Genomic DNA, 10,116 nt, shown 5'->3' on the forward strand with positions numbered 1-10,116 from the left:
TGAAACTGAGGAGTGATCCGCTGTGCGGAAACCCGTTCTCGCCCTCGTCGCTGCCACCGCCCTCTCGCTCACGGCCTGCGGTGGCGGCGGCGACGAAGCCGCCGCTCCGGCCGAGAGCACGACCACCACCACGACGACGACCAGCTCCGCGATGGCCGCGCCCCAGGGCGACGGCGTCACCGGGACCACCGACGTGTTCGGCCCCGGCTGCGCGAGCGTGCCGTCCGACCCCTCCGACGAGGGCTCGCTCCAGGGCATGGTCGACGACCCGGTGGCCACCGCGGCGTCCAACAACCCGCTGCTGACCAAGCTGGTGGCCGCCGTCACCGCGGCCAACCTGGGCGACACGCTCAACTCCCAGGAGGCGATCACCGTGTTCGCGCCCGCCGACCCGGCGTTCGCCGAGCTGGGCGACGCGAAGTTCCAGGAGCTGGCGAACGACCCGGCCACCCTGGGCAAGATCCTCCAGTACCACGTCGTCGGGCAGCGCTACGACGCCGACGGCCTGGAGGAGGCCGGCACGGTGAAGGCCCTCACCGGCCAGGAGCTGACCATCGCGGGCTCCGGCGACGCCATGACCGTCAACGGCGCCCCGGTGCTGTGCGGCAACATCCCGACGGCCAACGCCACGGTGTTCGTGATCGGCAAGGTGCTCACGCCGCCGGCCGCCTGACCTGCGGCTTCGCAAGTTCACCCATTGGTGGGCCGCGTTCCCCCGTGCCGCGTGGGGACGCGGCCCACCTGCGCGCGCGGCGCTCCCCGGCGCCGGTCCGCCAACTTTGTGCAAGCGTTCACAAGCGGTACGGTGGTCGCATCACCCCGCTGGTGAAGGTGCCCGGCGGGTCGGTGCGGCTGAGGTCGAGGAGTACCAGCGTGGCGGATCGGCGGGGCGAGGGTGACGGGGTCGTGACCACTCCGAAGATCTCCGCCGACACTCCCGCGGACGTCCGGGAGCGGGCACGGGCGATCCCCGAGGCGGCCGTGGCGCGCCTCGCGGTGTACCTCCGGGTGCTCTCCGGGATGGCCGAGCAGGGCGTGACGACCATCTCCAGCGAGGAGCTGGCCGGCGCGGCGGGCGTCAACTCGGCGAAGCTCCGCAAGGACCTGTCCTACGTCGGCTCGTACGGCACCAGGGGCGTCGGGTACGACGTCGAGGTGCTCGTGAGCCACATCGAGCGCATCCTCGGGCTGACCCGGAAGCACTCCGTCGCGGTCGTCGGGATCGGTAATCTTGGTCACGCGCTCGCCAACTACGGCGGCTTCCCCAGCCGGGGTTTCCCGGTCGCCGCGCTGTTCGACATCGACCCCGACCTGACGGGTGTGCCGGTAGGCGGCATACCGGTCAACCACATCGACGACATCACCTCCGTCTGCGCCGAGCGGGAGGTGTCGATAGGGGTCATCGCGACACCCCCTCAGGCTGCTCAGGCCGTCTGCGACCGTTTGGTATCCGCCGGAGTCCAGTGCATCCTGAACTTCGCACCCGTCGTGCTCCAAGTGCCGGACTACGTCGAGGTGCGCAAGGTCGACCTGGCGGTCGAGATGCAGATCCTGTCGTTCCACGTCGCGCGGCGGGCTGACGAGGCCGCCGGTGACGTGGTCAACGGAGTCGGAGTGGACGGGGTGGTGATTCGCCCGTGATCGTGCGGGTAGCCGGCCGAACGGTGGAGGCGGCATGAGCGTGCTCGTCGTCGGTCTGTCCCACCGGACCACCCCCGTGCCCGTCCTGGAGCGCGTCGCGGTGGCCGACGCCGACCGGGGCAAGGTCCTCGACCAACTGCTGACCGCGCCCAGCGTGTCCGAGGCGGTCCTGCTGTCGACGTGCAACCGGGTCGAGGTCTACGCGGTCGTCGAGACCTTCCACGGCGGCATGAACGAGGTCGTCGAGGTGCTGGCCCGCCAGGCGGGCGCCGAGCCGGCCGAGCTGTTCGAGCACCTGTACGTGCACTACTCGGCCGCCGCCGTCGAGCACCTGTTCTCCGTGGCCGGCGGCCTGGACTCGATGGTCGTGGGCGAGGCCCAGATCCTCGGGCAGCTCCGGACCTCCTACAACGCCGCCGACGAGGCCGGCGTGGTCGGCCGCACCCTGCACGAGCTGGTCCAGCAGGCCCTGCGGGTCGGCAAGCGCATCCACACCGACACCGGCATCGACCACGCCGGCGCGTCCGTCGTCTCCGAGGCGCTCACCGACGCCGGCCAGGCCCTCGGCGGGCTCGACGGCCGCAAGGCGGTCATCGTCGGCGCCGGTTCCATGGGTGGCCTGGCGGCCGCCCACCTGCGCCGCGCAGGCATCGGCGAGGTCGTGATCGCCAACCGCACCTCCGCCAACGGCGAGCGCCTGGCCGGCGCCCTCGCGGCGGACGGCGTCCGGGCCCGCCACACCGACCTCCGGGCCCTGGCCGACGAGGTCGCGACCGCCGACGTGCTGTTCGCGTGCACCGGCTCCGTCGACACCGTCGTCGGCGCCGAGCACATCGGCGACCGCACCCCGGACCGGCCGCTGGTCGTCTGCGACCTCGGCCTGCCCAAGGACGTCGACCCCGCCGCCGCGCTGCTGGACAACGTGCGCGTGGTCGACCTGGAGACCCTCCAGCGCAGGCTGTCCGACGCCCCGACGGGCCAGGACACCCAGCGCGCGGCGGAGATCGTGGCCGAGGAGGTCCGCGCCTACCTGGCCGGGCAGCGCTCGGCCGGGGTCACGCCCACCGTGACGGCACTGCGCAAGCGCGCCGCCGAGGTCGTCGACGCCGAGCTGCTGCGCCTGGACCAGCGGCTGCCCGAGCTGGACGGCGCGGTGCGCGACGAACTGGCCAAGACCGTGCGCCGGGTCGTGGACAAGCTCCTGCACACCCCCACAGTCCGGGTGAAGGAGCTGGCCGCGGCGCCCGGGGGAGCCGGCTACGCCGAGGCGCTGCGCGAGCTGTTCGGGCTCGACCCGCAGGCGCCGTCCGCCGTCAGCACCCCCCACAAGACCCAACCCGAAGGTGAAAAGCGGTGAACCGCACCCTCAGGATCGGCACCCGCGGCAGCGCCCTGGCGCTCGCGCAGACCGGTCACGTGGCCGACCAGCTGCGCGCGGCGGGCGCGGACGTGGAGATCGTCACCATCTCCACGCCCGGCGACCGGTCGCACGCGCCCATCGCCGAGATCGGCATCGGCGTCTTCACCTCAGCCCTCCGCGACGCCCTCGCGAACGGCGAGATCGACGTGGCCGTGCACTCGTACAAGGACCTGCCCACGGCCCGCGACCCGCGCCTGTCGCTGGCCGCCGTGCCGTCCCGCGAGGACCCGCGCGACGCCCTCGTCGCCCGCGACGGCCTCACCCTCGGCGAGCTGCCGACGGGCGCGCGGGTCGGCACTGGCTCGCCCCGGCGCGCCGCCCAGCTCGAGGCGCTCGGCCTGGGCATCGAGGTGGTCGGGTTGCGCGGGAACGTCGACACCCGCATCCGCAAGGTGACCGACGGTGAGCTGGACGCCGTCGTGCTCGCCCGCGCGGGCCTCGCGCGCCTGGGCCGCACCGCCGAGATCACGGAGACCCTGGAGCCGATCCAGATGCTCCCCGCGCCCGCGCAGGGCGCCCTGGCGGTGGAGTGCCGGGTCGACGACGTCGACACCGAGCACCTGCTCCAGTCCACTCTGGACGACTCGGCCAGCAGGGCCGCTGTGGCCGCCGAGCGCGCCCTCCTGGCCGCGCTCGAAGCGGGTTGCAGCGCGCCGGTCGGCGCACTGGCCGATGTGGTGGAAGACCTCAGCGACGAGGGGACCGTGGTGCTCCGCCTGTCCCTGCGCGGGGTCATGGCGACGGAGGACGGTGACCTCCTCCGTGCGTCCGCCACCGGTGACTTGACCGCAGCAGAGGAACTCGGCCGCGCGCTGGCCGCCGAGTTGCTCGACCTCTCCGGCCACGCCGCTGCGTCGCCGGCGAGGCGTAGTTGATGGGGAGTGCCCTCAGATGACCCGCGCACGCAAGACCCCCGGCCGAGTCGCCTTCGTGGGCTCCGGCCCCGGCGACACCGGGTTGCTCACGGTCCGGGCCCGTGACCTGCTCGCCAAGGCCGAGCTGGTGGTGACGGACCCGGACGTACCGGCCGAGGTGGTGGCGCTGGTACCGGACGGCGTCGAGGTCCGCCCGGCCGTGGGCGACCCCGCCGACGTGGCGAAGGACCTGGTCACCGAGGCCAAGAACGGCGCCGCCGTGGTCCGCCTGGTGGCGGGCGACCCGCTCACCCTGGACTCCGTCGTCAAGGAGGCCCAGGCGGTCTCCAAGACCACCATCGCGTTCGACGTCGTCCCCGGCGTGCCCGCCGGCACCGCCGTGCCGGCCTACGCGGGCGTCGCCCTCGGCGCCGTCCACACCGAGGCCGACGTCCGGGGCGTCACCGACTGGGCCGGCCTCGCCGCCGCGCCCGGCACCCTGGTCCTGCACGCCACCGGCGGTCACCTCGCCGAGGCGGCGTCGTCCCTGGTGGAGCACGGCCTGGCGCCCCAGACCCCGGTCTCGGTGACCGCCGACGGCACCGGGTTCAGCCAGCGCACGGTCGACACGACCCTGGCCGGCCTGGCGCAGGACGCCGGCGACCTGGGCGGCCCCCTGGTCGTCACGGTCGGCGCGGCCGTCGCCAACCGCGCCAAGCTGTCCTGGTGGGAGTCGCGCGCCCTCTACGGCTGGCGCGTCCTCGTCCCGCGCACCAAGGAGCAGGCCGGCGCGATGAGCGACCGCCTCCACTCCCACGGCGCCATCCCCGTCGAGGTCCCGACCATCTCCGTCGAGCCGCCGCGCAGCCCGGCCCAGATGGAGCGCTCGGTCAAGGGCCTGGTCGACGGCCGCTACCAGTGGGTCGTCTTCACCTCGACCAACGCCGTCCGCGCGGTCTGGGAGAAGTTCCGCGAGTTCGGCCTGGACGCCCGCGCGTTCTCCGGCGTGAAGATCGCCTGCGTCGGCGAGTCGACGGCGGCCAAGGTCCGCGGCTTCGGCATCATCCCGGAGCTGGTCCCGTCCGGCGAGCAGTCCTCGGAAGGCCTCCTGGCCGACTTCCCGCCGTACGACGACATCCTCGACCCGGTCGACCGCGTGCTCCTCCCGCGCGCCGACATCGCCACCGAGACCCTGGCGGCGGGCCTGCGGGAACGCGGCTGGGAGATCGACGACGTCACGGCCTACCGCACCGTCCGGGCCGCCCCGCCGCCCGCCGACACCCGCGAGATGATCAAGTCCGGCGGTTTCGACGCGGTCTGCTTCACCTCGTCCTCGACGGTCCGGAACCTGGTCGGCATCGCCGGCAAGCCGCACGCGCGGACCCTGGTGGCCTGCATCGGCCCCCAGACCGCCGAAACGGCCCGCGAGTTCGGCCTCAGGGTGGACGTCCAACCGGAAGACGCCAACGTCCCGGCCCTGGTCGACGCCCTGGCCCAGCACGCCGCGCGCCTGCGCGCGGAAGGCGCCCTCCCGCCCCCGCGCAAGACCAAGCGCCTCCGCCGCTCCTGAACGCACGACTCACCGGCCCCCAACGCATGACTCGCCCGACCTGAACGCATGACTCGCCGGTCCGCAACGTACGACTCGCCCGACCTGAACGTACGACTCACGCGTTCTGAACGTACGACTCGCGGTGTCGGACCGGAGGACACGCGGTGTCGGACTGGAGGACACGCGAGTTGGGCGGGACTGGCGGTGGCCGGCGAGGCCCGATTTGACATGGGTTCGAGTGCCATAGGCTGGTCGGAGCCGGCAGGCTCGGTGGGACGCTCTTCCCCACCGTGCCTGCCGGCTGCGGCCTGCCTCCGGTGCTCGTAAGGGCCCCGTGTCAAATCGAGCCGGGGCCAACCCGCGGCTTCACAACACCTGATTGACACACGAGGGAGTACCCGCCGTGTTCCCAGCCCACCGCCCCCGCCGCCTGCGCACCACCCCGGCCATGCGCCGCCTGGTCAGCGAGACCACCGTGGAGCCGCGCCAGCTCGTCCTCCCCATGTTCGTCAAGGAGGGCGCCCGCCAGCCGGCCGAGATCAAGAGCATGCCGGGCGTCCTCCAGCACACCCGGGACTCCCTCCGCAAGGCGGCCGTCGAGGCGGTCCGGGCGGGGGTGGGCGGCATCATGCTGTTCGGCGTCCCCGCCGAGCGCGACGCCGTGGGCTCCGGCGCCACCGACCCCGACGGCATCCTCAACGCCGCCCTCGCCGACCTGCGCTCCGAGCTCGGCGACAGCACGGTCCTGATGTCCGACTGCTGCCTGGACGAGTTCACCGACCACGGCCACTGCGGCGTGCTCACCCCCGAGGGCGCCGTGGACAACGACGCCACGCTGGAGGTCTACGGCGAGATGGCCGTGGCCCAGGCCCGCGCGGGCGCGCACGTGGTCGGCCCCAGCGGCATGATGGACGGCCAGATCGGCTTCATCCGCAACGCCCTGGACGAGGCCGGCTTCACCGACACCGGCATCCTCGCCTACAGCGCCAAGTACGCCTCCGCGCTCTACGGCCCGTTCCGGGACGCGGTGGAGTCGCAGCTCTCCGGCGACCGCAAGACCTACCAGCAGGACCCGGCGAACGCCCGGGAAGCGCTCCGCGAGGCGACCCTCGACCTGGCCGAGGGCGCGGACATGGTCATGGTCAAGCCCGCGCTGCCGTACCTGGACGTGATCAAGGACGTCGCCGCGCTCTCCACGGTCCCGGTCGCCGCGTACCAGATCTCCGGCGAGTACGCGATGGTCGAGGCCGCCGCCCGCAACGGGTGGATCGACCGGGAGCGCACCGTGCTGGAGACGCTGACCTCGATCCGCCGCGCCGGCGCGGCCATCGTGCTCACCTACTGGGCCGTGGAAGCCGCGGGCTGGCTCGGCGACCGGTGACGGGGCGATCGGTGACGGGACGACCGACGGAGGGGCGGCCGAAGTCCGGCGCGCCGCGCCCGACCCCGCCCAGGCAGGTGGACCTGGCGCGGTGGCTGTTCATCCTCAGCGCCGTCGTCGGCATGGCCAGGTTCCTCGTGCAGGTCTCCGACCGGGGGATGCTGATCGACGAGCTGCGCCGGCGGCAGCCGACCCTGGGCCAGGACGAGCTGGACGCCGCCGCGACCGGCGGCACCTTCTTCAGCCTCCTGCTGGCGGTCGCCCTGGTGCTGATCACCGCGCGGCTGGCGAACCGCATGGCCGCCGGCCGCAACTGGGCGCGCGTCGCGCTGACCGTGCTGGCCAGTGCCGGCGTCTTCCTCGGCGTGGTGCGGTTGATCACCGTCGGCACCGGTTTCGCGACCGCCTACGGGCTGGTGGTGAGCCCGCTGGACCTGGTGTTCAACGTGATCACCATGGCGATCGACGCGGTGGCCGTGGTGCTGGCCTTCCACCCGGCGGCGGCGGGGTACTTCCGGTCGCGGCCCGTCACGGTGGACAGGGCACCTGACCACCCTTAGCGTTCCACCCGTGACCACGCCACAGGACCCGGAGAACCGGCCGCAGCAGGAGCCGTACGCCACCCCGGCGCCTCCACCGCCGCAGACCGACCAGCCGGCCGGCCACCAGCCCACGGGGTACCAGCCGGCCGGTCACCAGCCCACGGGGTACCAGCCCGCGGGCGACCAACCCGCGGGGTACCGGGCCGCCGGCTACCAGACCTACCCGGGCGGGGCGGACGAGCTGTCCCGGTCCCCGGTCCGGACCGCGCCGAAGCAGGTCCGGACCTCGTTCTGGCTGTGGATCGCGACCGCCGCCATCATGACCGTCCTGGCGATCGCCGCCCTGGCCATCATGATGGCCAACCCCCAGGCCGTGGTCGACATCGCCAAGCAGAGCGCCGGCGGCAACCAGGGCCTGACCGACGAGCAGCTGCGCACGGGCCTGATCGCCTTCCAGGCCTTCTTCACCGTCGCCGCGGTGGTCGTGGCGGGCCTGCTGGTGTTCTTCGCGTTCAAGGCCCGTGCCGGCAAGCCCTGGGCGCGGACCTGGCTGAACGTGGCGGGCATCGTCGCGCTCCTGCTGAGCATGTTCGGCTTCACCCTGCTCAGCCTGCTGGTCGTGCTGCCGCTCGTGGCCGCCGTATTCCTGCTCTACACGCCCGCTTCGAAGGAGTACTTCGAGGCGGCCAAGCGGCTCGGGTGACGGGCGGCGGGGGACCCGTGCGCGGGAGACCCGCGCGCGGGGGACCGGCGCGCGAGCAGCCGCCCTCGGTCGTGCGCGGCGCGGTCGGCGTGTGGCTGGCGCTGGCGGCCTTCGTGGTGTTCGAGAACGTCGTGCTGTGGACCCGGCGGGGCGACCTGCTGGAGGCCGCCGCGCGGGTCGGCGACCCCCCGGGGCGCGTGACCGAGATCCTGGTGCAGCTCGCGCTGGTCAGCGGGTTCCTCGCGATCGGCTACGGGCTGTTCGGGTGGCTGCTGAAGCTGGGCAGGCGGTGGTCGCGCGGCGTGCTCACCGCGGTGGCCGTGCTGCACGTGCTGTGGATCGTGCTGCCCGGCGCGGGCGGGAGCGCGGCGAACCTGGTCGCGCTCCTGCTCATCGCCGTCGGTTCGGCCCTCACCTGGCTGCCCGGTACGGCACAGTGGGTGCGGCAGCACTGAGAGCGGGCAAGCCCCGACCGAGGACGGTGACGACATGACCCAGCCGCCGTTCGACCCTTACGGCACGCCCATGCGGCCGGTGAACTACCCGCACGCCAACCCCCGGCAGCCACCTCACCAGCAGCAGCCACCTCACCACCAGCCGCCACCACACCAACCGCCGCCCCACCCGCTCGGCTTCCCCGGGCAGATGCGGGAGGTGGACCAGTCCGCCGCCGCCGTCGTCCGCCCCGGCGCGGTCGTCGTCGCGTTCGCGTCCTGGCTGCTCGCCGCCCTGTCGTGGCCCCTGGGCACGATCGCCCAGGCGCTCGCGGGACCGGGCGCGCTCGCCGGTTTCGGCCCGGTCATGACCCTGTTCGCCACCACGTGCGTCGCGCTGGGCGGCCTCTGGGGCGCCATCGCCCTCCTGCGGGGCAGCTACCAGGCCCGGCTGGTCCTGTGCGGCGGCGCGCTGGTCCTCGGCGTGCTGGCCCTGGCCGCCGCGATCGTGGCCGCGCGCGACGGCGCCGAGCCGGTCACCTGGGTGGTGATCGCGCTGCGCCTGGCGCTGCCCGCGGTCGCGGCGGTGTTCAGCTTCCGGCCGGGCGCCCGGCACTACTTCGCGGGCAACCTGGGCTGAGGCCGTGGAGCAGCCGACCCTGTACGCCGAACCCGGCGCGTCCTGGTGGCCCCTGCTGTGGGGACCGGCGTTCGCCCTGCTCGGCTTCGCCGTGGAGGCGCTGACCGGCGCGGTCCGCCCGCTCCTGTGGCTGGTCGTGGCGCTGGCGCTGGTCCTGCCGACCCTGGTGTGGGTGCAGGGCAGGCGGCGCGTCTACGCGGTGCGCCTCACGCCCGCGGCGCTGCACCAGGGCCGGGAGGAGCTGCCGGTGCGGGACGTCGCCGAGGCGGAGGGCGTGGAACCGCGCGCGGGCGCCCGGGTCCTCGGCGGCGGCTGGACCCTGCCGCGCGGCACGGCGCCGGTGCCGCTCCGGCTGGTCGACGGCACCGTCGTCACGGCCTGGGCCCGGGACGCGGACGCCCTGCGCGCCGCCGTGGCCAGGCTGCTGGCGGCGCGCGGGACGTGAGAAGCTGACCGGCGTGACAGCGGCCACCGTGGAGAGCCAGACCGTGCCCGAGCCACCGAAGCTGCACCAGCCCAAACGAGCGCTGATCGCCGCCGGCGAGGTGGTGCTCGGCGTGCTGCTCGTCCTGGCGGCCGCGTGGTGCTGGCAACGCGGTGTGGAGCACCACAGCTACCCGGTCCCCGACCGGGAGCCGCTGGGCGCCACCCGCTACCGCGGCAACTGGATCGGGCTCGCGGTCGGCCTGGCCACGGTGGCCGGCGTGCTGGCGCTCGACGCGATCCGCCAGGCGGTGCTCGCCACCCGCACCCGCCGACCCGGGCACTCGCACGACCCGGACTCCTTCGACCAGGACCTCGTGCCGCCGGCCGACGGAGCCCCGACCACCCAGCCCCAGCCCCCGGCCACCCAGCCCCCGGCCACCCAGCCCCCGGCCGACCGCTAGCCCCACCCCCCCTCGCCCGCACCACCCCGCAGCCGCCACCACCCCGCAGCCGCCACCCCCTG

The 10,116-nt window shown here is 74.0% G+C and carries 12 protein-coding genes; all 12 read left to right on the forward strand.

Going from position 1 to position 10,116, the window contains the following annotated elements; translation table 11 throughout:
* The first annotated feature begins 22 nt into the window (after positions 1–22).
* On the forward strand, positions 23–673 hold the full coding sequence (locus tag ACFV4N_RS03470) for a fasciclin domain-containing protein (protein WP_499670894.1): 651 nt from the start codon (positions 23–25) through the stop codon (positions 671–673).
* Between the two features lie 233 nt (positions 674–906).
* Complete coding sequence (locus ACFV4N_RS03475) at positions 907–1,641, forward strand: redox-sensing transcriptional repressor Rex (RefSeq protein WP_499670895.1); 735 nt, start codon at positions 907–909, stop codon at positions 1,639–1,641.
* 34 nt (positions 1,642–1,675) lie between these two features.
* Entirely contained in the window at positions 1,676–2,998 is a 1,323-nt protein-coding gene (locus ACFV4N_RS03480; RefSeq protein ID WP_499670896.1) for a glutamyl-tRNA reductase, read from the forward strand.
* Positions 2,995–3,936, forward strand: a complete 942-nt coding sequence (hemC, locus tag ACFV4N_RS03485) for a hydroxymethylbilane synthase (protein ID WP_499670897.1) — start codon at positions 2,995–2,997, stop codon at positions 3,934–3,936. Before ACFV4N_RS03480 ends, hemC begins: the two co-directional genes overlap by 4 nt.
* Before the next feature lie 16 nt (positions 3,937–3,952).
* Positions 3,953–5,485: a bifunctional uroporphyrinogen-III C-methyltransferase/uroporphyrinogen-III synthase gene (locus tag ACFV4N_RS03490; RefSeq protein ID WP_499670898.1), complete on the forward strand. Its 1,533-nt coding sequence runs from the start codon at positions 3,953–3,955 to the stop codon at positions 5,483–5,485.
* 385 nt (positions 5,486–5,870) lie between these two features.
* Positions 5,871–6,848 (forward strand): porphobilinogen synthase, encoded by a 978-nt coding sequence (gene hemB / locus ACFV4N_RS03495; RefSeq protein ID WP_499670899.1) that lies wholly within the window; start codon positions 5,871–5,873, stop codon positions 6,846–6,848.
* A gap of 11 nt (positions 6,849–6,859) precedes the next feature.
* Positions 6,860–7,408 (forward strand): hypothetical protein, encoded by a 549-nt coding sequence (locus ACFV4N_RS03500; RefSeq protein ID WP_499670900.1) that lies wholly within the window; start codon positions 6,860–6,862, stop codon positions 7,406–7,408.
* A gap of 10 nt (positions 7,409–7,418) precedes the next feature.
* On the forward strand, positions 7,419–8,093 hold the full coding sequence (locus ACFV4N_RS03505) for a hypothetical protein (RefSeq protein ID WP_499670901.1): 675 nt from the start codon (positions 7,419–7,421) through the stop codon (positions 8,091–8,093).
* Between the two features lie 17 nt (positions 8,094–8,110).
* Positions 8,111–8,548, forward strand: coding sequence for a hypothetical protein (locus tag ACFV4N_RS03510; RefSeq protein WP_499670902.1), 438 nt, complete (start codon positions 8,111–8,113; stop codon positions 8,546–8,548).
* 34 nt (positions 8,549–8,582) lie between these two features.
* Positions 8,583–9,167, forward strand: a complete 585-nt coding sequence (locus tag ACFV4N_RS03515; protein ID WP_499670903.1) for a hypothetical protein — start codon at positions 8,583–8,585, stop codon at positions 9,165–9,167.
* A 4-nt stretch (positions 9,168–9,171) separates the two neighbouring features.
* Positions 9,172–9,612, forward strand: coding sequence for a transport-regulating membrane protein Mce1N (mce1N, locus tag ACFV4N_RS03520; protein ID WP_499670904.1), 441 nt, complete (start codon positions 9,172–9,174; stop codon positions 9,610–9,612).
* 13 nt (positions 9,613–9,625) lie between these two features.
* Complete coding sequence (locus tag ACFV4N_RS03525; protein ID WP_499670905.1) at positions 9,626–10,054, forward strand: hypothetical protein; 429 nt, start codon at positions 9,626–9,628, stop codon at positions 10,052–10,054.
* Positions 10,055–10,116: the final 62 nt, after the last annotated feature.

It is taken from the genome of Actinosynnema sp. NPDC059797, assembly GCF_042732085.1.
Taxonomy (GTDB): Bacteria; Actinomycetota; Actinomycetes; order Mycobacteriales; family Pseudonocardiaceae; genus Actinosynnema.

Coding starts and splice junctions, on each gene's coding strand:
- ACFV4N_RS03490 (WP_499670898.1), top strand. CDS start 3,953: ATGACCCGCGCACGCAAGACCCCCGGCCGAGTCGCCTTCGTGGGCTCC.
- ACFV4N_RS03515 (WP_499670903.1), top strand. CDS start 8,583: ATGACCCAGCCGCCGTTCGACCCTTACGGCACGCCCATGCGGCCGGTG.
- ACFV4N_RS03480 (WP_499670896.1), top strand. CDS start 1,676: ATGAGCGTGCTCGTCGTCGGTCTGTCCCACCGGACCACCCCCGTGCCC.